Source organism: Paenibacillus sp. NPDC057934 (assembly GCF_042887565.1).
GTDB lineage: Bacteria > Bacillota > Bacilli > Paenibacillales > Paenibacillaceae > Paenibacillus_AQ.
This window is the reverse complement of sequence record NZ_JBHVPB010000009.1, coordinates 206147-228555: the sequence shown is the minus strand read 5'-3', so window position 1 is coordinate 228555 and position 22409 is coordinate 206147. Positions and strand designations below refer to the sequence as shown.

General features: G+C 47.6%; 19 protein-coding genes and 1 riboswitch. Of the genes, 3 read left to right on the top strand and 16 right to left on the bottom strand.

Annotated features, from left to right (window positions below; translation table 11 throughout):
- Positions 1-3 precede the first annotated feature (3 nt).
- The 13 genes from ACFVRY_RS21435 to bcaP all read right to left on the bottom strand — a co-directional run bounded on the left by ACFVRY_RS21435 (position 4) and on the right by bcaP (position 14760).
- Complete coding sequence (locus tag ACFVRY_RS21435; RefSeq protein ID WP_387502333.1) at positions 4-1035, bottom strand: FecCD family ABC transporter permease; 1032 nt, start codon at positions 1033-1035, stop codon at positions 4-6.
- Positions 1032-2099: a FecCD family ABC transporter permease gene (locus ACFVRY_RS21430; RefSeq protein ID WP_387502332.1), complete on the bottom strand. Its 1068-nt coding sequence runs from the start codon at positions 2097-2099 to the stop codon at positions 1032-1034. Before ACFVRY_RS21430 ends, ACFVRY_RS21435 begins: the two co-directional genes overlap by 4 nt.
- A gap of 127 nt (positions 2100-2226) precedes the next feature.
- Positions 2227-3240 carry an iron-hydroxamate ABC transporter substrate-binding protein gene (locus ACFVRY_RS21425; protein ID WP_387502331.1) on the bottom strand — a complete coding sequence of 338 codons (1014 nt, stop codon included), beginning with the start codon at positions 3238-3240 and terminating at the stop codon, positions 2227-2229.
- A 465-nt stretch (positions 3241-3705) separates the two neighbouring features.
- Entirely contained in the window at positions 3706-5523 is a 1818-nt protein-coding gene (locus tag ACFVRY_RS21420) for an APC family permease (protein ID WP_387502330.1), read from the bottom strand.
- 125 nt (positions 5524-5648) lie between these two features.
- A riboswitch (cyclic di-AMP (ydaO/yuaA leader) is annotated at positions 5649-5806 on the bottom strand.
- A gap of 214 nt (positions 5807-6020) precedes the next feature.
- The gene (locus ACFVRY_RS21415) at positions 6021-6467 is read right to left on the bottom strand and encodes a disulfide oxidoreductase (RefSeq protein WP_379464000.1); all 447 of its coding nucleotides are present in this window, start codon (positions 6465-6467) and stop codon (positions 6021-6023) included.
- Position 6468: 1 nt separating this feature from the next.
- A complete protein-coding gene (locus ACFVRY_RS21410) occupies positions 6469-7224 on the bottom strand; it encodes a DsbA family protein (protein WP_387502329.1) in 756 nt (251 codons plus the stop codon).
- Positions 7225-7410: 186 nt separating this feature from the next.
- Entirely contained in the window at positions 7411-8727 is a 1317-nt protein-coding gene (locus ACFVRY_RS21405) for a hemolysin family protein (RefSeq protein WP_387502328.1), read from the bottom strand.
- 331 nt (positions 8728-9058) lie between these two features.
- Positions 9059-9535 (bottom strand): spore coat protein GerQ, encoded by a 477-nt coding sequence (gerQ, locus tag ACFVRY_RS21400; protein WP_387502327.1) that lies wholly within the window; start codon positions 9533-9535, stop codon positions 9059-9061.
- A gap of 47 nt (positions 9536-9582) precedes the next feature.
- Positions 9583-10005, bottom strand: a complete 423-nt coding sequence (locus ACFVRY_RS21395; protein WP_387502326.1) for a cell wall hydrolase — start codon at positions 10003-10005, stop codon at positions 9583-9585.
- Positions 10006-10145: 140 nt separating this feature from the next.
- The gene (locus tag ACFVRY_RS21390; protein ID WP_387502460.1) at positions 10146-10901 is read right to left on the bottom strand and encodes an SDR family NAD(P)-dependent oxidoreductase; all 756 of its coding nucleotides are present in this window, start codon (positions 10899-10901) and stop codon (positions 10146-10148) included.
- 125 nt (positions 10902-11026) lie between these two features.
- Entirely contained in the window at positions 11027-11428 is a 402-nt protein-coding gene (locus ACFVRY_RS21385) for a DUF2500 domain-containing protein (RefSeq protein ID WP_387502459.1), read from the bottom strand.
- A gap of 594 nt (positions 11429-12022) precedes the next feature.
- A complete protein-coding gene (locus ACFVRY_RS21380) occupies positions 12023-13312 on the bottom strand; it encodes a WD40/YVTN/BNR-like repeat-containing protein (RefSeq protein WP_387502325.1) in 1290 nt (429 codons plus the stop codon).
- Between the two features lie 47 nt (positions 13313-13359).
- A complete protein-coding gene (gene bcaP / locus ACFVRY_RS21375; RefSeq protein WP_387502324.1) occupies positions 13360-14760 on the bottom strand; it encodes a branched-chain amino acid transporter BcaP in 1401 nt (466 codons plus the stop codon).
- A gap of 239 nt (positions 14761-14999) precedes the next feature.
- Here bcaP and ACFVRY_RS21370 point away from each other — a divergent pair, with 239 nt between their 5' ends.
- The gene (locus tag ACFVRY_RS21370) at positions 15000-15923 is read left to right on the top strand and encodes an L-lactate dehydrogenase (protein WP_066361404.1); all 924 of its coding nucleotides are present in this window, start codon (positions 15000-15002) and stop codon (positions 15921-15923) included.
- Between the two features lie 151 nt (positions 15924-16074).
- On the opposite strand, the gene ACFVRY_RS21365 is transcribed toward ACFVRY_RS21370, so the two are convergent.
- Together ACFVRY_RS21365 and ACFVRY_RS21360 are read right to left on the bottom strand one after the other, a co-directional pair.
- Positions 16075-16935 carry a tyrosine-type recombinase/integrase gene (locus ACFVRY_RS21365; RefSeq protein WP_387502458.1) on the bottom strand — a complete coding sequence of 287 codons (861 nt, stop codon included), beginning with the start codon at positions 16933-16935 and terminating at the stop codon, positions 16075-16077.
- An 87-nt stretch (positions 16936-17022) separates the two neighbouring features.
- Positions 17023-17991 (bottom strand): LysR family transcriptional regulator, encoded by a 969-nt coding sequence (locus ACFVRY_RS21360; protein ID WP_387502323.1) that lies wholly within the window; start codon positions 17989-17991, stop codon positions 17023-17025.
- Positions 17992-18118: 127 nt separating this feature from the next.
- Between ACFVRY_RS21360 and ACFVRY_RS21355 the strand changes: the two genes are divergently transcribed.
- Positions 18119-19429, top strand: coding sequence for an APC family permease (locus ACFVRY_RS21355; RefSeq protein WP_387502321.1), 1311 nt, complete (start codon positions 18119-18121; stop codon positions 19427-19429).
- Between the two features lie 976 nt (positions 19430-20405).
- Here ACFVRY_RS21355 and gap read toward each other — a convergent pair.
- On the bottom strand, positions 20406-21407 hold the full coding sequence (gene gap / locus ACFVRY_RS21350; RefSeq protein ID WP_387502320.1) for a type I glyceraldehyde-3-phosphate dehydrogenase: 1002 nt from the start codon (positions 21405-21407) through the stop codon (positions 20406-20408).
- 107 nt (positions 21408-21514) lie between these two features.
- On the opposite strand from gap, the gene ACFVRY_RS21345 reads away from it, so the two are divergent.
- The gene (locus ACFVRY_RS21345) at positions 21515-22369 is read left to right on the top strand and encodes a helix-turn-helix domain-containing protein (protein ID WP_387502319.1); all 855 of its coding nucleotides are present in this window, start codon (positions 21515-21517) and stop codon (positions 22367-22369) included.
- Positions 22370-22409 lie beyond the last annotated feature (40 nt).

Here is a 22409-nt window from a genome sequence, read left to right as displayed (position 1 = left end):
AAATTAAGCTCTTGATTTGGCAAGTAAGTATAAAAAATAGGGTGCACCGATTACAGCCACTACGACGCCTGCCGGCACTTCCGCCGGCTGCATAATCCAGCGGCCGATGGTATCGGCAGCTAGTAACAGGAGTCCGCCTGTAAGGGCAGCGGCCGGCAGCAGCACTTGATGCCGCGGTCCGACCAGCCTGCGGGCCAGGTGCGGGGCGATCAGACCTACGAAGCCGATGCCGCCGCTGACCGCCACACAGGAGCCTGCAAGAGCAACTGCAGCAGCGAGTAGCAGCAGGCGTTCACGCTCCACCGGAGCGCCAAGCCCGGTGGACATCTGGTCGCCCAGATTCAATACATTCAGCACTCGGGCTTTATAGAACGCGAATGGCAGAAGAACGACAATCCATGGCAGCAGCGCCAGTACAAAGCGCCAATCGCCACCCCAGATCTTCCCGGCCATCCAGGTGGCTACGAATTGATAATTCTTGGGATCGAGCCTCAGCGCCAGCACAATCTGGTAGGCGTTGATCCCTGCGGCAACCGCGATCCCGATCAGCACAAGCCTTGCCGGGGACAGCCCTTCCCGGCGAAAAGCCAGGATGTAGATTAGCGCGGCTGTAAGGCCGGCGCCCAGCAAGGCTAGCAGTGGAAGCACGTAAATCGGCGCCGCCGTTGTAGCTGGAAAGAAAGAAATGAACAAGATGACCGCAAAACCAGCACCTGCGGTGATCCCTAAGGTAGAAGGTTCAGCTAATGCATTGCGCGACAAGCTTTGCAGTATACAGCCGGAGACTGCAAAGCCCGCCCCGACTAGCAGCGAAATCACGATACGAGGCAACCGGAAATCAAACAGGATCAGCTTCTGCTGATGATTTCCTTGTCCGCCGATCGTATGCAGCACCTCTAGTGGTGAGAGACGCATAAAGCCTGTATTCATGCTGATGATGAACACAGCAGCGATAAGAAAACCTAGCAGTAACAGAACCGTTATGTTCCTTGTACGTCTCTGCTTCTCATAAGAACTGAGGATGAGCTTGCTCATGACAGCGCCCCCTTCCGTCTGCTCGCCAAGTAAATAAAGAACGGTACACCGAGCAGCGAGATTAGAGCGCCGATCGGCGTCTCATAAGGTGCATTCAGGAGTCTGGCTCCAATATCTGCAAAGATCAGGAGCAGACTGCCAAGTACAGCTGAACAAGGAATCACCCAGCGGTAATCAATGCCTACCAGATAACGGGTAATATGAGGAATGAGCAGACCGACAAAAGCAATCGGGCCTACAGCCGAAACCGCCGTTCCGGCAAGCACCACAACCGTGACCATGCCTCCGGCCTGTACCAGCTTTGTATTCTGACCGAGTCCCGCTGCCACCTCGCTGCCGAGGCTGAGCAGTGTAATGGAACGAGACATCATCATTGCCACAACAAGAGCTACGAGAATTGGCGTTGCCATGATCTTAAGCTGACCCCATGTCGTTCCGGCGACCCCGCCGGCCAGCCAGAACGTTAAGTCCTGAGACAGGTGGAACAGGATCGCTACTCCCTGGCTGACAGCTAGCAAGAGCGCACTTACTGCAGCTCCGGCAAGTGTAAGCCGAATGGGTGTTAATCCATTGCGGGAGAGGGAGCCTATCCCGAACACAAGCAAGGCCGCTAACGCTGCGCCGATAAAACAAAACAGCATAATCAATGTGAACGGCATCGAAGGTGTAAAAGCAAAGGCTAAGGCTAGCGCAGCTGTCGCTCCGGCATTCAAACCAAGCAGGCCGGAATCCGCTAGCGGGTTGCGGGTCATCCCCTGCATCATAGCTCCAGCTACGGCAAAGCAGGCTCCAACCAGTGCCCCGGCGAGGGAGCGCGGGATGCGCAGCTCCCATATCACCTGATGCTGCCGTATGTCAGGATTAAAATGAAATACAGCTTCCCAGACTGTGGATAGTCTGATATCCGCTGCGCCTACTGAAATTGAGAGCGCGAGTCCGAACAGAATACCTCCCAAACCAATGATCAGAATGACAATCGCCGCTGTCGGCCGCGAAGTAATTGGAAGATCAGTTGTCCTTAACTTGGTACTATCTATGGAATCTGAATCCTGGGATGAAACCATTCAATAACTTGTCTCCTTATTGAGTAATAACAAGAATCATTCTCATTATCGCAAATATATGAAGTATGTACAATATCCCGATAACGACATCTACAAAAATTGCAGTGGATCATATGAAAAAAGCTTATTATTTAACGAGAAACTTCAATATATCGTCAATGGTTTTGGAATCTGCAGTCGCTCCGCTATACAACCAGGTGCTGTTGGAACTCAGCTCATAGACATGTCCTGATTTGACTGCAGGGATACTCTTCCAGGTCGCGCTGTTCAAAATTTCCGAGCTGTCCGATTTGTCACTGTTCACCAGGAAGATATGATCAGCTTTCAGTTCAGAGAGCTTTTCCAAAGAGATCGGATTCCATGTCGCTCTCTGATCCGTCGGAATTTCTGTCACCAGATTTGGTGAAGCCAGTCCCAGATCCTTATACAACACTTCCCCGCTGGCACGTGTCTCATCTACCAGGTAGAAATTCTTTTGCACCAGCCATAGCGCAGCGGCAGACTGTCCGCCCGCAACACTGGCAAGCTTCTCTTTAGCTTCTACGGCTTTCTGATCATAATCTTTGATCGCTTGCGCGGCTTCTGCACTCTTGCCGAGCAAGTCACCAATAGTCGTCAAAGCTTTGCGCCAGTCTTTGTTCAAGGCATCGCCAAGCACATACGTAGGTGCGATTTTGTTATATTGATCATACAGGCCGTTCTGGACGGCGGATTCCGAATCCACGATGATAAGATCCGGCGCAAAGCTAGTCACCGCTTCAAGCGGAAGATCATAGCTGATCGTCGGAACATCTTTTAATTCTGGAGACAGATACTCCTGTATTCCGTTTGGAACCGACCACTGCGCTACAGGTGTAACCCCCAGTGTAACCAAGTGATCTTCAAGATAGGAAGCAAGTACCCGTTGCGGCTTAGCAGGGATGATGACCTGATGACCCATGGCATCTGTTACCGTCTTCTCCTCCCCTTGACTCGGGGCTGCAGTAGCTTCAGCAGAAGGTGCAGTCGTTGATCCAGCAGCGCTATTAGCCGCGTTCCCGGCATTGTTATTGCCACAAGCAGACAAGATCACCATGAGGGCCGCTAAACCCGCCATCGCCAGCTTTGTGCTGCCTGATTTATTTCTTTTTAATGCAAACATTCAATATCCCCCTTGTATCTACTTCCATTCCTATTCTATATAAGACGAACTTAAGATTTGAACGTAAGGCTCGGTCGTCACTACGGTGGAATGTTTGGACTTCCGGCCGCTGTTGTTTCCAGATTTCATCTAAATAACCGCTTCTAGCGGTTGAAATCCGGACACAAGCTTAGGCTTCCGATGCGAGCTTTCCTTCGGAAAGCTTTTAGGCGGTCGCTTTCGCTCCTACAGTTCCAAACTTCCCCCTTCGTTTCTTCTCGCTTTTCGTTACTTTCTTTTGTTCGGCTTATAAAGAGTCATTACCTCTTATCTTAACACTTTTAAATGATATTGATTCTCATTATCTATGTCAACATAAATATTAAATATTCTACAGGGTTCGCGCCTGATTGACACCAACATACAATTCGAAACAAAAAAAGAAGCCGCATCGCGACTTCTCTTTAATGTACAGCTAATTCTGAGCTATTTGTTCAAATGATAAGGCACTGTGGCGACCACGACATCCTTCTGGTTCATTAGATAGGAACGAATCAAGAAACTGGTCTGGTTATGCAATAGAGCCTGCCACCAATGCTTCGTAATAAATTGCGGAATCAGGATCGTGATGTGATCTGTCGAAGCGGTCTTCCACTCCACCGTATCGATGAACTTGAGCAGTGGACGGAGAATGCTGCGGTACCGAGAGCGTAGGACAATAAGTCGTACACCCGGATTCCATTCCTCCCACTTCTGCTCCATCCGGTGAATCTCCTCTTCATCAAAACCGACGTACACTGCAACCACGTTATCCGTTAACGACTTTGCGTAACTAAGCGAATGCAAAACGGCGCGGGTAACACCAGCTACAGGCACAACCACGGTGCTTCCTTTAATGACTGGTTTATCCTTGTCGAGACAGATACGGAGCTGATCCGCCGTATTCATGTAGTGACCATGTATGCGGTAGAACACGAACATTACGATTGGCAGGAAGATAAAGGCCATCCACACACTGGAGAATTTGGTGATGATGAAAATCAGCGTAATCGTTAATGTCGTCAGCATCCCGATTGTGTTGACAACAAATTTACTTTGCCAGCCAGCCGGCTTCAATTTGTACCAGCGAACCATCATACCCAGCTGCGACAGTGTAAATGGAATGAACACCCCGACAGCATACAGTGGAATCAGGCCTTCTGTATTCCCGTGAAATGCGGCTACCAATAGTGCAGACATCACACCGAGGAAAATGATCCCGTTCGAGAAACCGAGCCGGTCACCACGGACCATGAATGCATGCGGCATGTATTTGTCTTTGGCGAACATACAGGCAAGCAGCGGGAACGCCGAGTAAGCGGTATTGGCTGCCAGGAACAAAATAACAGCGGTAATCCCTTGAATGAAGAAATACAGCACGCCGCGTCCAAAGGTGGATTCCGTGATCTGGGATACGACGGTAGCTTTCTCGTCAGGCACAATGCCATACCAGTACGCCAGAACGGTTATGCCTGTGAACATAATTCCTAGAATGAGGCCCATGGCCATTAGGGTTTTGGCCGCATTTTTCTCAGCAGGCGCTTTAAAGTTCGGAATGGCATTGGACACAGCCTCGACCCCGGTTAAAGCCGAACAGCCAGAGCTAAAAGCCTTCAGGAGCAGGAACAAGCTGACATTGGATACCGCAGTCCCGATTTCGGGAACATGGGCATGCGCGCCGCCCGTGGCATATTTTATAACCCCTGAAATAATTAAGACGAAAATGGAAATAACAAACAGGTATACAGGAACAGCAATGAAAGATGCGGATTCTGTTACGCCGCGTAGATTAAGTATCGTTAGGATGATAATTACGGTCACTGCAATAAGAACAGTATGCCCATGCAAGCTTGGAAAAGCCGATGTGATCGCATCAGTACCTGCGGACGCACTTACGGCAACCGTTAGAATGTAATCCACCAACAAAGAGCCACCAGCCAAAAGCCCGGTCGGAACACCCAGATTGTTCTTAGCTACGATATAAGCACCGCCGCCTTGTGGATAAGCAAAGATCGTCTGCCGGTATGATAAAATCAGAATCGCCAGCAGTCCCAATACGGCAAGTGCAATTGGCAGGGAGTACCAGATCGCTGTGAACCCCGCGGCGACCAGTACAATCAGAATTTGTTCCGTTCCGTAGGCCACAGACGAGAGCGCATCTGAAGACAGAACAGCCAGTGCTTTCACCTTGGATAACTTTTCATGATCGAGTTCGTTCGATTTCATCGGACGGCCGATCAAAAGTCGTTTTACTTTGCTTACCATTGTAGAAACAGTTCCTCTCTTTGTGAGTTGAATCGGTCATACCGTGCGCCGTTTTCACGGGTGGATTTCATAAATGCAGGCACAAAAATAAGCATACGGAAATGATCCGCACGCCTATGGCATGGTCATTATCCCACCTTTGCTTACGAGGTTAGCTGGCGGATTCGGGCTGTGGTAGCCCTACGGTCCCGGCCATATTGGCCGCTTCCGATTCACCCCTTTGGCATCGTATGCCAAGATTGGTTCCCCCGTTTTTCCTAGGAAAATTCAGCGCATATTCAACTTCTCACAAGGTCTAATATTAGTCTACAAAGTGCATCCAGTAAAGCGGTGAAAAAAATGAAAAAAGAATGAAAAAACATTCAAAACCCGCAAATTTTATATCGGGAACTGTCCGCTCTTTCATTCTCTTCTATTATCCCTTCGGCCCGTGTTTTTATAACATTTTGACGTTATTTGTGACGAATCAGCAGGGAATATTTATTGGTTGTACTTGATTATGCTTCTTCTGTTTCCTGCTCCAGAGGCTTGCGGCCAAACCAGAGTAAAACTGTGATCAAGGCAAAAGCGATTAACGCCATAAACGGAATCGTGATAAAACCAAAATAATTCAAATAATCCTTGTTACAAGGAACTCCCACCGTGCAAGGAATAATCTTGCTGAGAGCGGGAATTTTCTGTTCTGCGTAGTGATACAGTGAAATGCTTCCCCCGATAATGCTCAGCGGCAGCACATAAGGAATAATGCGCTTGTCTCCCCGGTACGTAGCAATGCCTAGCAAAAAGAGCTGGGGATACATAAAGATGCGCTGGAACCAGCAGAGCTTGCAGGGCTCATACTTTAGAACCTCACTCAAGTATAGGCTGCCTGCCACGGCCACCACTGACACAAACCAAGCCAGGTAAAGAGCGTTACGGCGGCAAAATAGGGAGAATTTACTCATTTCACTTGGCCTCCGCCGCTTTGGCTGCAGCATCTACTTCTGCCGAAATAGCGTCAAAGTTAAACGGTTCTGCGGATTTCACGCCATTAATGAAGAGGGTTGGCGTATTATTAACCCCTGCGTCGGAAGCTGTCTTAATGTCACGCTGCAGTTCGTCATAATACGTCCGATCCTTGATATCCTTGCGCAGCAGCTCCAGATCAATGTTCAGCTTTTCCTTCTCAGCCAAGCCTACCAAATAATCCTCGGTAGCCCACTTGGCATTCTCATCTCCCTGATTTGCATATACGGCATCAAAGAACTTCCAGAACTCATCAGCATTCTGATGATAAATGGACAGCGCAGCCAGTGAAGCTGTTTCGGAATCAGGACCGATAAAGGCCATATTCACAAAGTAAAAAGAGGCTTTTCCTGGCTCAACCAGTTCTTTCACGATTTGCGGTTTTATTAACCCCGTGAATTGGGCACAAGCGGGACATTTGAAGTCTCCAAATTCAACAATTTTGACCGGTGCATCCTCTTTACCCAGTCTCGGCAGCTCACTGTAATTGAAGCTCGTCGGCTCTGCCGCTGTGGTGGTGGAGGAAGTATCCTTGGATGCCATCATAAATAGGACTACAAAAATAATGACTACAAAGACAATTGTACCGATAATAAACATTGTGTTCGTCTGTTTCTGTTTATCTTGCTTGGTGCGGTCTCTCTCCTGTTTATTTAATTGAGAAGCCGCTGGACTCTTCTTCTTAGGTTTGCTCAAGGATCGTTCCTTTCTGTCCGTTACGGACGGGCATAGTATAATATTTTAAAATTATATAATTAAAGAACTCACCTTGGCAATCAATACTGTTGAGTTTGAGGCATGTAATGTGGAAAAATAACAAACAAAAAAAGCACAGCGCCGTTAAATGACGCTATGCCCTTGTACTATTAATCTATGAAATGCCTAAGCTCCGGCTTCTTCGGCGAGAATCTCTATCTTAAGCAGTTTGATTCGAGAGATACGCTTATGGTCCATTTCCTCAACACTAATCAAATGATTGTCGAATGTAATGGACTGGCCCATCTGCGGGGGATTCACTTCCAGTTTGGAATAGAGCCACCCACCCAGGGTATCATAATCATCGGTCTCCATGTGCAGACCCAGAAGGTCGTTGATCTCCTCGATCAGCATCAAGCCATCGATGGAGTATTCATCCTCCCCCAGCTTCTCCACACCGGGGCGCTCCTCATCGAATTCATCCTGGATTTCCCCTACGATCTCTTCCATGATATCTTCCAGGGTAACCATCCCAGAAGTTCCACCATATTCGTCAATGAGAATGGCGATCTGAGTCTTGGCCCGCTGCATGACCTTTAGCAACGCACTGATCTGGATGGATTCCGGTACGGTAAGAATCGGGCGAATCAATTCATGATACTGGGGAACACGTTCCCTGATCAAGTCCTTAATGTGAATGAAGCCAAGAATATGGTCCTTGTCGCCATCACAAACTGGATAACGAGTTCGCATGCCTTCAAAGGCAATATTAATGTTCTCCTCCACTGACAGATGATTGTTCAGACAAATCATTTCCGTACGTGGAATCATAATCTCTCGAGCCATCGTATCAGCAAATTCAAAAATGTTGTCAACCAGTGTCATTTCAGTGTTGTCAATCAATCCGCTTTTATTGCTTTCCTGCATCAGAATCCGAATCTCTTCCTCAGTATGAGCTGTTCCGAGCTCAGTTGGAGGCGTCAGTCGGAAAAGTCGTAGTAAGCCACGCGCCAGATTGTTGACAACCCAGATAAATGGAAACATTAGCTTGTAAAAGACATTCATCGGTCCTGCGGTTAGCAGAAGTACTGCTTCAGCCTTGTTGACAGCAATCGTCTTCGGTGCAAGCTCGCCAAGCACAATATGCAGCACTGTAATTAGCATGAAGGCAATAATCAGAGAGATCACATAAACCGTAGTTGCGCCAAAGCCCATACTAACCAGCAGCGGCCCAACCAGCGTCGCAATTGCCGGTTCACCCAGCCATCCTAGCGCGAGTGATGCCAGGGTAATCCCAAGCTGACAAGCAGATAGATAAGCATCTAAGTTGTGAACAATAGGTTTAACAGACAGCGCTCTTTTGCTGCCCTCTTCGATAAGTGAATCAATGCGCCCGCTGCGCACTTTCACCATCGCATACTCCACGGAAACAAAAAATCCGTTCAACAGCACCAATAAAATCATTAAACCTACATTTAATATACCGGGTAAAGGGTCGCTCAAATTTTGCTCCTATCCACCGTTCTCACACGGGGCGGATAGGCCCACCTCCTTCGTTTTTTCAAAATGTCAGCATGTAAATCGTTAGTCTTCTGAATCAATTCCCCAATGCTTTCAGCTCCTGTCTATAGTCACGAATATAAATATATACATTATTATATATTTATAATCTACACAGTCAAACCGCAGCGTATGACGGCATAATGAGGTTTTACCACAATTCTTTGACTTTTACTGATGAATTCGAGCTCTCATGCGTGTTCAGGCCGTTTCCAGAAGTTTCAATAATAAAAGCCCCTCCCCGGCAGTCCGGAGAGAGGCTTAAAAGTCCATTTTAGCGATAGTAACGTGTACCGGTGTTGCCGATAACACCAGGATATTGATAAGTAAGAGGTTCGTCGAAAGTCGCGTAATCAAAATTGATCATAAGTAACATGATGCGTTGTCCCGTTGTCGGGTCGCTAATGATGATGTGGTCACGTCCAGCTGCTTCCAATTTACCTTTGAAGATTTTAGCGTTCCAATCCTTATTGTTCTCATAGGTCATGTAGAATGTGCCAACCTTACCCAAATTCAGCCGTAAAATATTCTCGATGTAAGATTGTTCAAATACAGGGGCTGGTGCCGAAACTACTGTTCCTGATGGAGTCATTGGACTTCCGCTGGTTACTTGGGGAGGTACCGTTTGCATTGTGCCACCCATCGTACCCATTGTTCCCATTGGGGCCATGCTGTTTGACGTACCCATAGTGCCTGAAGATACACTTCCGATCGTGTAAGTAACAGGACGGTAAGGTTGTTGAACGATCATTGATAAATTACCTCCTAAAAATTAATCGGGAGCTTGCGCCCCCGGGCCTAATACACGGCTGGACAGTCTCCGCTTGTCGGAGAAAAGAAGCAATGAGCTTTAAAGCGGCCGGTATTACTCTGATTGTACCAAGTGTCTGGGCAATCACCTGCCGGACGGAAGAACCAAAGAGCATTGCTAGCAGGCCAGGTCCGTTCTCCCCCGATGGCTCTTTTTGCCAGACGAATATCGGCATCTCTCGCTCGCTGGTAGAAGTAACTCTTAGTCGGCGCTTCAAAACCTCCCGGACTTTGATACACCATATCATCGACATTGCGGATGTTTTTGAAGTCGAGGCAATTGCCCAAAATGCGGTTGACGCCGACATTGCCTACCATCAGCATCCCAAGATCTCCGTCCTCTTCAGCTTCCGCTCTCATTAGCCGCGCCAGTACTCTCACATCTGCCGAGTTCGCTTTAATGACGGCCACACGCGTCCCTCCTTGTAATGGCTACTTCGCAGAACAGCGATTTCGCTCTTTACTGCACGTTGTATTGTATGTGCATCCGCCCAAGAGGTGACAGTCCGTAGGCAATTTTAGCTTCCAATTCATAACTTCAGGAAATCATTCTATGGCTCGTAGATCATTTTGCGGGTCATTCCGCCATCAATCACAAGCTGGGTACCTGTCACGAAGTTATTGTCTTCTGCGCTAAGATACAGACAAGCACGGGCAATATCCTGAGGAGTGCCGACCCGCCCTGATGGATGCTGTTTATGGTCGATTGCACGCAGCTCACTGTAGTTCTCTGTTTCAATCCAGCCTGGACTAATACAGTTTACTGTAATACCATCCGGCCCTAGCGAGATCGCCATGGCATGTGTAAGCGCGGTGATCGCGCCTTTGGAAGCTGCATACGCTTCTGTATGAGCTTCAGACATCAGGGAACGTGTGGAAGAGAGGTTGATCACGGCGCCTCCCTGCGGGTTCCCCTTCATGATTTTTGCGGCCTCACGGGTTGCCAGAAAACAACTTCTGGCATTCGTATTCATCACCTTGTCCCAATCCTCGACCGACAGCTCGTACACGGAAGCGGTATGCGGATTGGAAATTCCGGCATTGTTGATCAAAATATCAATGGTACCGAAGGTTTCAACTGTACGCTGCATTAAAGCGACGATGTCGGCTTCACGGCTCACATCGCATAAGACGAAGAGGGCCTTTCCCCCATACTCGGCAATGTCATTCACCGTCTGGCGCCCCCGCTTCTCTTCCAACTCAGCAACGATCACGTTCGCGCCTGCAGTCGCATAACTCATCGCTATCGCTCTGCCGATCCCACGTCCCGCTCCTGTTACAATAACAGTCTTGTCCTTGAAGCTCATCCCTGTCACGTTCCTTTCATCTATGTAAATTTGTCGATAATATAAATATCCCCCTGTTCCGTGAACCGGAAACAAGGGGATTGTACAGGAAGCATAGGAGTATTGCAACGGCTACCTAGAGATCTTCAAGAATGACCGGCAGATGTAAAAGAAGGCTGGCGGAGGAATCCGTGATACCTGGTGCCCTGATAGCTAAGCTGCCCCTGATCTCCTTCCACGCTCATTCCGTATTCGGTGCCGTTCACCTTGAACTCCATTCTTGTTCCATCCTCCAACTCGTAGGTCAAATAGTAGTACGTCGTACTGGTTCGGCTCGATCCGCCTTCGTCCTGAAGCTGCTGGTGTCTGACTTCGCTTCGTTTGCTCACGATATGGGCAGGCGTGGTCAGCATGGGTGAGCTATTATTCCGACTCCATTGCAGCAGACCCCTGCCTGCAGATATAGCGACAATGCCAACCATCACAACGAGAAAGATCGGTATCACTGTTCCGGCAAAATCAAACATCCATGAAGGATCTGGGCCCATTCCCATGACATATTCCTCCTTATTCCCCGCGAGATTCCTCCGGCAGCCTACTCCGGGCGTTCCTGTACATGTATATGCCTGTTCCAGCTCATACAGCATCAAGAGTTGCTTCACGGCAGAAGAAATATGTGCCACATCTATAAAAACGCAAAAAGACCACTTCCTTCTCTTATCCTACAAGAAATGAAGTGGTCTCCAGTTATTCGATTCTACTGCCAACTCAAGCATGTACTAAGTCTAAGAAGTGCTTGGTTTCATCATCTTCGATTGGAAGCATTCCGTTCTCTGCCCAGCAGGCTCTGCATTGTTCTTCGGTCTCACACAGGTGGGCGTCGTCACAGTTGTAGCACAATTGCAGAAGGTTTCTAGTCATATAATCCGTTTCAAAAGTTGTCATAGTAATCGCTCCTATCGGATGGTTAGTTTGTGAAAAAAATAACTTTCTTTCTATGTGTTAAATATATCACAAGGTATCGCATTTGTCATGTGATTTTTTTCACATTTATGAGGAAAATTTTAAATAAGTTTTTTAGAAAAAAATAATACAAAAAAGCAGGCTCTCAACGAACCTGCTGTCTGTCGCTCCATACATAATTATAACACTCGCCAGCTTGCCCCACCGTTCGTGGTCTGCAGAAGAATGGAGCGCTTGTCCTCTTTCTTCTCGATCAAGAGCCAGCCAACCTCTGAGGAGAAGAATTGCAGCTTGACGATCTCTGGATACTCCAGCAGCTTGTCCTCTAGTACACTGCTTGACTTGAGCGCAGTCCAGGTCGCTCCCTGATCCTGCGTCTGGTATAACATGCTTCCATCTAGAATCCAACCGGTCGACAAATTCAGAAAAGTAGGGCTGAGATGACGATTCCCACCCGTCCTGCTCTTAAATCCAAACGTTCTGAACTTCCAGCTTTCCCCGCCATTGGCTGTGAAATAGCCGTCGTACGTAATACTGTTATCCTTATCCTTCTGGCAACCTACAGACATCCAACCTGTCGTTCTACCTCCACCGAAGAACTCTGGCCTGCCGGTAATCACCCGATCACAACCTTCAAAACGCTCGTTGATCAGGAACGGTGCGCCCTGCTGCCAGGTCTTCCCGCCATCGTTGGTTGTATAAATCTTGGGTAGTGCCCCCGTCTGCAGAGTGACGAAACCATGCATGCTATCCCTGAAGATCATCCCCGTTGTTACACCGGCCATGGGAATCGCCGGATTCGGCAGCTTAGGGTTGTATTGTTCATTCTGCATAACATTCTTCCAGGTCGCCCCGCCGTCCACCGTGGAATAGAGAGCTTTGCTCTCTTTGATCGCAGTAGTGTCCCATGAGGTCAATAGCCAGCCGTGGGTTGGAGAATAGAAATACATCGACGAAATCGGATTGGCATCCGGCAGGGAGGATACTTTCCAAGACTGCCCTCCATCCCTGGTTCGCAGCACAATCGTCTCCGTCATCCCGTACGCACTCCTGATGATCCAGCCATTACTTGGATCGGTGAAGAATATTTCCTTGCCATAGACAGGGTTAGATGGAAACTGCACATTAGCGGAAGGTGAAATATTAGCCCAGGTCGTACCGTTATCCTTCGTTATATACATACGCAGTTCGTTCTTCGTTACGCCCCAGGCCAGTCCCTCGGATTCGCTGAGTAGCTGAAAATCTGTCAGGCGGGTCTGAATCTGATACTTAGGATTATTCTCCGCATCCATATTCCGCGCATCAGGTGTTATCAATGTAATCGTCTGCCCTTCTTCCGGGGGCTCCGTAGGTTGTGGTGTCTGAGCAGGCGCCGCCGTTTTCGACATACAGGCCGACAGGATCAGCATGGACAGCATGAGTAGAAGCACAACACTCAGAACCTTGGAACCTTGAGTTTTGGACGGCAATGCGCTCTCTCCTCTCCGTTAATGGAATTACATCATCGTTCCGTACATTATTTATCGTTTCTGGAGTAGTCTGCGCTCAGCTTGCTGTTGCGATAGCCGTATAGTGCATAGATCAACAGGCCAATGACCAACCAGATTAGAAATCCGATCCAGGTCGCGCTCCCGAGATTATACATCAGATAGCCACAAGCCGCAGCACTGAGCAACGGAAGAAAAGGTACCCAGGGTACTTTGAAGCCCCGCTTCAAGGTGGGTTGACTATAACGTAAGGCAACGACGCCAATCGAAACAACTAAGAAAGCAAACAATGTTCCAATACTAGTCAGATTCGCCAGGCGGCTAAGCGGAACAAATCCGGTCAAGATAGCGCTGACTATTCCCATCATCCAGATGCTGCGATTTGGTTGCTGTGTTACCGAGTTGACCTTAGACAGGCTTTTCGGAAGCAGACCATCACGTGAAATGGCATAGAGCAAACGAGTCTGTCCATACATCATAACCAGCAGCACTGTAGTCATTCCTGTAATGGCTCCCAATGAGATCAATCCGGCAATCCCATTCTGGTCAACAAGTCGCAATGCATAAGATACCGGGTCGCTTACATTCAGATCATAATAAGGAACAATACCGGTTAGGACCAGGGACACGGATATGTACAACACCGTACAGATCACAACGGATGATATGATCCCAATCGGTATATCTCGCTGCGGACTCTTAACCTCTTCAGCAGCATTGGAGATCGCATCGAAGCCGATATAGGCAAAGAACACGGTCGCTGCCCCATTCATAACCCCATGCATACCGAAGGGGAGGAATGGCGACCAGTTCTCCGGTTTTATATAGAAAATCCCCGTAAAAATGAACAATAAAACTACAGCCAGCTTTATTACGACCATAATCGCATTAAAACGAGCTGTTTCTTTCGCTCCACGGGTCAGCAGCATGGAGATCAGTAGAATAATGACAACTGCTGGCAGATCGATAAAAGTACCTTTGTCCGAATTATACGCCCCGGAGAGCAATGTAGGCAAATGCAAGCCGAAGCCTTCTAGCAGTCCCTGAATATACCCGGACCAGCCACTACCCACTGCAGCAACTGCTACTCCATACTCAAGCACCAAATCCCAGCCAAGAATCCAGGCAAGCAGCTCGCCAAAAGCAACATAGCTGTATGCGTAAGCACTCCCGGACACCGGTAATGCGGAAGCCAGCTCGGAATAACATAAGGCGGAGAGTACGCAAGCAATGCCTGCCAGGATAAAGGACAGAATAATTCCCGGTCCAGCATGCTCGGCTGCTGCAACCCCGGTTACGACGAATATGCCTGTTCCGATGACTGCCCCCACTCCAAGCGCCGTCAAATCAAAGGCACCCAATGTTTTGTTCAATTTGTTAGTGTCGCCGCCCAGGACTGCGGTCAGCGATTTTTTTCGAAATAAATCCATTTCTTACTACTCTCCTATCAGGTAATTAAATTATACATTTAAAGCCCACAATAGCTTCCATAAACAACACTAATGTGGAAATGGTACACATAATCCTTCTTTTTTATCCTTAAATTGTGCGTTGACAGAATCGCCTTCGGGTATTGGATGAAAAGCAATCCTCTTGAAAACACTACCTGTAACGATTATGATGGATAAGATTGGACACAAAAAATTCGCAATTCGGAGGAGATGGAACAATGGCCCCCCCAAAGCCCAACCGCGTAGTCGTAATCGGTACAGGCGCCGTCGGAACAACAACCGCCTATACTTTATTGTTGCGCAGACGGATGCAAGAACTGGTATTGATCGACGTTAATCATCAGAAAGCGCTCGGTGAAGCGCTTGATATGAATCACGGCATGCCTTTTGTCGGCGGCGTGAAACTATGGGCAGGTACTTATGAAGATTGCCGGGATGCGGATATCATTATTGTAACCGCCGGCGCCTCCCAAAAACCGGGCGAGACTCGGATTGATCTGCTTAGAAAGAACATTTCAATTTTCAAAGACATCATTCAGAAAATAACCAAATACAATCAACATGCCATTCTGCTGATTGCTACGAACCCGGTTGATATTTTGTCCTATGCGACATTGAAAATAAGCGGATTTGACCGCAGACGCGTTATCGGCTCCGGTACCGTACTTGATAGCGCTAGATTCCGTTATCTGATCGGACGCCACAAAGAGATTGACCCGCGCAGTATCCACGGTCAGATCATCGGGGAGCATGGCGACTCTGAGCTGCCCGTTTGGAGTCTTGCAAATGTGGCCGGAATCGAGCTTGGCTTTGACGAGGAAGAACGTAAGGAAATTTTTGAGGATACCAAGAATGCCGCGTATGAAATCATCGACGCCAAAGGGTCCACATCCTATGCAATTGCCCTGGCACTCGACCGGATCGTTGTTTCGATCCTTCATAATGAAGGTGCTGTTCTGAACGTCTCGACACTGCTTAACAACTACAATGGCGTCTCCGATGTGTTCCTTGGTGCACCTTGCATTGTTGACCGTTCCGGCGTACGCGAGGTCCTTGATCTTCCACTGAACGAAGAAGAACAAGCCCTCTTCCAAAAATCAGCTGAGAAGCTCAAATCCGAAATCGCAAAGCTTGAACTATAAGCATTCTGTACAAGTTGCTGTCAGTCTTTTGACTGGCGGCTTTTTGTTACCTCTAAATCAAATGAGATGCTATAATCTGGTTCCAAAATGTCCTCGTCCAGCTTTATAGTTAACATAATAATTATTATGTAATCATATTAACAGTAGAGTACTACCGCTGCGGCAGCGATATCTGCAGTCTTGCCATAGCCTCTTCCTTCTCCCGGCTCGTAATATGCGTATACACCGTTGTCGTCTGGATGGACGAATGGCCCAGTAGCTCCTGAAGCGTCCGCAAGTCTGCACCTTTACGAAGTAACATAGTTGCGAAGGAGTGACGCAGCTTGTGGCTAGAATATGATCGGCGCTGGGAAGGAGGAATCTCCTCTTGAAAACGGTCGAACGTCTCAGTAGCGATCTGCTGAATGGCCCGGATAGAGAGCCGCCGTCCTTTTTGCGAGATAAACATGGCTTCCTCTTTGTTTCGCCAAGGTGCAAGCCGCTCGGACAAAGCCTGATCCAGAAATGGTGCAATATCCTCCGGCACTGGAATGTTCCGCCACTTCCGCCCTTTTCCGAACACTCTGAGCGAACGTCTTTCTACATTATAGTCACCCATATTTAGCGTATGGACTTCCCCTACCCGCAGGCCCATATACGACATCAGCAAAAAGAGGGCCAGATTGCGTTGTCTGTATTTGCCTTCTATGGCTGACATAAAGCGCTGCAGATCGCCTTCATCGAGATAGACAGGCTCCCGGTTCTTTTCCGTTTTGGATTTCTTAATTCCTGCTGCGGGATTATCCCTATGCACCTCCAGTTCAATCAGCGCTTTGAAAAAGCAGTTCACCGAAGCATGCTTGCGGTTACGGGTGGCATCGCTGACCCCACGTTCCCGGACAGAAGTCAGAAAGGAGACGACATGTAGCTTCTTGACCATATCTAGTTTTTTGCCGTTCAGACTGCCCAAAAACTCCTTTACATCTGCAAGATAGGATTTCTGCGTATAAGAGGTGTATCCGGCATCCTTCATCCAGATGAGGAAGGCATGCAATTCTTCTTCATATTCTTCATTCAAGTCGTCCACGCCTATGCTGCCCCTCTCTGTGATTTCGACAATCTATTGTACCATAGTTTGCCCCGCGCGAAAGCAGTCTTTCTTCCTAGAGGATGAATCCTGTACGCCTGCTAGCGCGTCATTCCACTCGATCCCATGCTTCTGAACCGTCAATAGAAATTCGGCCAGTGCTGGTGATTTCCACTTTTTATGATGATAAGCAATTTGGGTAGCTACACGCTGAGATTCATCATTCCAGTTCAGCTTGGCCATCTTGCCTTCGGCTAGCTCGCTTCTGACTGTGACCAGCGGTACAAATGATAAACCCAGTCCAGCCATCACACACTGCTTAATCGCCTCGATGCTCCAGAACTCCAGATTGGGATCGGGAAAAACACCATGACTGTTCAAATAATGCTCAAACAAGGTCCGGTAAGTACAGCCGGTCTCTGTATGAAGAATGGTCTCTCCTTTCAAGTGAAGCGGCTCGACTTCTTCATGGATCAGCAGCGGGTGATCCAGCGGAGCGATAAGCGCCATCTCTTCATGGATCAAAGTCTCAACGTACAGATCTTTATACTCAGTCTCCGGCTGCAGCAGAAAGGCTATATCCAGTTCTCCCGAACGCAAGAAGTCGGTCAGTTCCCAGCAAGCCCCCGGCTTGAGAATAATCTGGACCTGCGGATAACGGCCACGGAATTCCCGGATAATCCCCGGCAGACGAAAAGCCGCCAGCGATTCGGGCGCACCGATCCGCAATGTGCCTGTAATTTCACTGCCAGCGCGCAGTGCATCCTGAGCCATGGCATGCATCTTGGAAATTTCCTGAGCATAGGGTAGCAGACGGCGTCCCGCATCGGTCAGGATGATTTTTTTGCTGATTCGGTCAAATAAGGGCTGGCCCAATTCCCCCTCCAGCGCTTGAATCTGTGCGGTAATACTAGATTGTGCGTAATCCAGTTTCTGCGCCGCACGGGTAAAACTACCGCTCTCCACCACAACCAAAAAGGTAAATAAATGACGCGATTCCATGTGGCCTCCTGTCTATGAATTCAACCATCGGTTTTTCAGATGGATAAGATTCGATAATTCTGTTTTTCCAATGGGTTTATTATCTGATACTCTATAACAAAACACAAGGAAAGCAGGATTACTATTAATGAAGCAAACGTTACAACGTCATATTGGCATGCCACAAGCAATCGCACTATATATAGGGGCTGTACTTGGTTCTGGTATCTTGATTGTCCCCGGACTAGCTGCGGAAATGGCGGGCCCCGCCTCCCTACTGGCCTGGGGATTCATGACACTCCTGATCCTGCCGATGGCACTCTCCATGGGGCTACTCTCCGCCAAATTCCCCAATGCCGGGGGTGTATCCCACTTTGTCACCCTGGCCTTCGGACCAAAGGCAGGCGCTCTCGTGGGCTGGTTCTTCCTAATGTCCGTCCCGATTGGCGGCCCTGTCGCCTCCTTGACCGGAGCGGGTTATATGACTGCCGCCATGGACTGGGACAACAATATCAGAATTGCTCTGGCCGCTGGCATGTTAGCCATTGGACTTATCACTAACTGGATCGGCATGCAGCTAGCCGGTAAAATCCAGGTGGCCGTCGTCATCGCCATCGTGGCCGTGCTCGTATTTTCTTTTGCCGCAGCACTACCCCGTATGGAGAGTGTTCACTTTGCGCCTTTCGTGCCACACGGCTGGATGAGTGTTGGGCAAGCCGCAGCCATCCTATTCTGGTGCTTTATTGGCTGGGAGGCGGTCTCCCATCTCTCCGAGGAATTCAAAGACCCGCAGCGTGCAGCTGTAAAAGGGGTCACAATTGCCGCGATTATCGTCGGCGTCTTGTACTTCCTATCTGCCTTAGCCACTGTGGGCACACAAAGCTATCTCCAAGGTGGCTCTGACGCATCACTCGTCTGGATCATCAGCCAGCCGCTTGGCCACTGGGGCGGATTCATCGCCGGACTTACCGGCATGTTCATCTGCACGGCAACTATTATCGCTTATTCCAGCGCAGCCTCCCGGGTTGCTTTCGCCCTAGCACGACAAGGTTATGCGCCCAAGTGGATGGGAACTCTGTCGGCACGGTATAATACGCCCACTGGAGCTATCGGCTTTCTGTTGGGATGCTTTGTGATTGTCTTCGTACTATATGGAAGCAGCCTGCTCTCCATTACGACGCTAATCCAATTTCCGAACGCAACATTTATCCTGACTTATATTGGCGGCTGTGCCGCCGGAATTCGCCTTTTGCGCGGCAATCGGTTAGGCGTGATAATCAGTTGGATTTCTTTAGTGGCAACACTCGCTGTATTTCCGTTCACCGGTTGGGCGATCGGTTACCCATTGATCATCACCCTACTATTTGGGTTGCTTGCCTACCGTAGCAAAAATAGCAAAACAACTTCGAGTCAGAAAGATATTAAACTTACAACTGAAGGTAAGCGACATGAACTTTAATTCTCTTCAATGGGGATTAAAAAGTAAATATTAGAGATAGAGCCGGACCTCATGAACGTTCACAGGGTCCGGCTCTTTTTCATTAAATAATGTGATTGTGCGTTTTTCGAATTTATCCCATTTTATCAATCTAAATTATATAGTTAACATATTATTATTTATGTAAACTAACGATTTATTCATCTCGACCCCCTCAGATCAGATCTTTCATAAACGATGAAGCTTATCACCCGATTTTCTCATTTCCCTAAAAATGTAATCTATAGCTAACCCACTTCTTTGAGTGCTAACGAAAAAGCCTGTCTCTTCTTATCATAATGGTCTTAAGTGATTACATAATAAGGTAAAAGTAAGGCTCGTTTGGCCCCTATTCTTGCCCAAGAACCACTTATTTAATCGTTTTAAACTAAAACAGCGTATAATTTGTGTTATACGCTGTTTTTTTAGCGGCTTTTTGGCCTTACTTAGCCTCATTTCGGAGGACAAGAACTTGTACCTATTGCCGTAGATATTCTCCCCTAGACCGTAAAAAAACACTGATGTTAACTCAGTGTTTTTTTACGTATGATTCGACATAGTCATTCAAATCAATGCTATTGCGATTTATTGCAACAATTTGTAAATAGGAAACTTAAGATTCTCACTTAAGGCCCGGTCTTCACTACGGTGATTAGAATAACGGGAATGACTCCTGTATTTTCATTCAAACGGCTCCTTTTCTACAAACAACTGGAAAACTCCTGTTAATCACCTCATTACTAGCTAATTGCGGGATAAACGAGATTTTTAACGGGAGAAATTCCCTTTATTTATGACAAATACGGTGAAAGCAAATAGTTAACGGTATATTTTCCTGTTATTAAAGTGCCTCTTCAGCTCGAACGCGGGATACACAAGATACACCAAGTTACGATCTTATTTACAAAGGATTTCACCCGCCCAGGACGTTAGATTTTTAAGTTCACACTATATACCATTATAATTTTGCGAGATATTTGGCGGTGCGAATCATTTGGCTGGTAAAGGAGTTTTCGTTATCGTACCATGCTGCTATTTTCACCAGGGTATCTGTTCCTAGTTCCGTTACCTTGGTTTGCGTAGCGTCAAATAAGCTACCATAAGTCATGCCGATAATATCGGATGAAACAAGTTCTTCCTCTGTATAACCGTATTGCTCCGATTGGGACTGCTCCATTTTCTTGTTGACCTGCTCTGCCGTTACGGAACCGCCCACAACTGCTGTCAATTCTGTCAAGGAGCCCGCCATAACCGGTACCCTTTGGGATATACCATCTAGTTTTCCATCCAAGGAAGGAATTACAAGCCCTATTGCTTTTGCTGCCCCAGTTGACGTTGGGATGATGTTGCCGGCGGCAGAACGCGCCCGGCGCAAGTCGCCTTTGGCATGAGGGCCATCAAGGGTATTCTGGTCGTTTGTATAAGCATGTATCGTCGTCATAAACCCTTTTTTAATCGGCGTCAGTTCGTCCAGGTAATAGACCATTGGGGCCAGACAGTTCGTGGTGCAAGATGCGGCCGAAACAATAATATCCTCTTTAGTTAATGTGTGTTCATTTACACCATATACAATAGTAGGCACATCGTTTCCAGCTACGGTTGAGATGACCACTTTTTTTGCACCTGCCTCAATATGAGCTGTAGATGCTTTTTTTGTTGCGAAAAAGCCTGTACACTCTAGTACCACATCAATTTCCAAATCTTTCCACGGGAGTTTACCTGGATCTCTTTCAGCATAAATCGGAATAGACACGCCGTTTATGATTAAACTGTTATCGCTATACTCAATTTTCTCATTATAACGTCCCTGCGTTGTGTCGTGCTTTAGCAAATGCGCAAGCATCTTCGGACTCGTCAGGTCATTAATGGCGGCAATCCGATAACCTTCCTCACCAAAAAGCTGCCGAAGGGCAAGCCTGCCAATTCTTCCGAAACCATTTATTGCAATGTTAATTCCCACTATAATAACCACCTTTCTTCATCTTAGATCATATTATATCCCTGGAATCTTTGTGATACACTGTCATAAGTGAATACATTGACTATACTATCTGTTAGGAGAGCACTATGCCGCAAATTGACCGTCACAAAGACAGAACGGTAGCTATTGAATTTATTGCCGCCGATGATTTAGATTGTCTTCCCTATCCCGAGCGGCTTACATTAATCTTTGTTACTTCCGGTAGCATCAACGGTGTACTCAACGAACGACCAATAGCGGTTTCAGCACCCGGCGTTCTGTGTTTGTCTGAGGATGATACGATACAAATTTTCAAGAAGCATACTATCTCTGCGCAATCATTCAGTTATCATCCCGATGTTCTTAATAGCGTCCCGATTTCTGAAACGGAAGACTACTTTCCAATCTATCCTAAAATACAAACCGGGCTTTCACTTTTTCAGAACAATTCAACACGCACCGGAGTACCTTTTATTACCGAGAAAGCCTTTCCACAATTATTGGAGTGGTTTTTTGTGATTGGAACAGAAGTTTATGCGCAAAGCGATGCAAGCTGGTTATGTAGAATAAAAAAATATCTCATTCAGATATTGGGCTTGCTTGAGAATTTGAGCCTCAAAAATGAACAATCGCCTGTTGATCTAGTGCTGGAATATATACACACTAATTATTCCAATAAAATCACCTTGGAAGACTTAACAAAATGCGCACACTTGAATCGAGTATCGCTTAATAAGATGTTTCAGGAAAGATGCGGATTTACAGCAATGGGATATTTACTATCCCACCGCTTGAAAGTTGCTGCGGATCTTCTCACCCACACAGGGATGAACTTGAACGACATTGCACGTTCCACCGGGTTTGAGTATGACACTTACTTCATCAAACAGTTTACGGCTAAGAAAGGGTTGTCACCAACCGTATACCGGAATACCTCCCGCCAGTTCGCCACTTCTCAATAAGGGATTGGAGCGTGAACGGAGTATCGCTGCCAGTTGACAG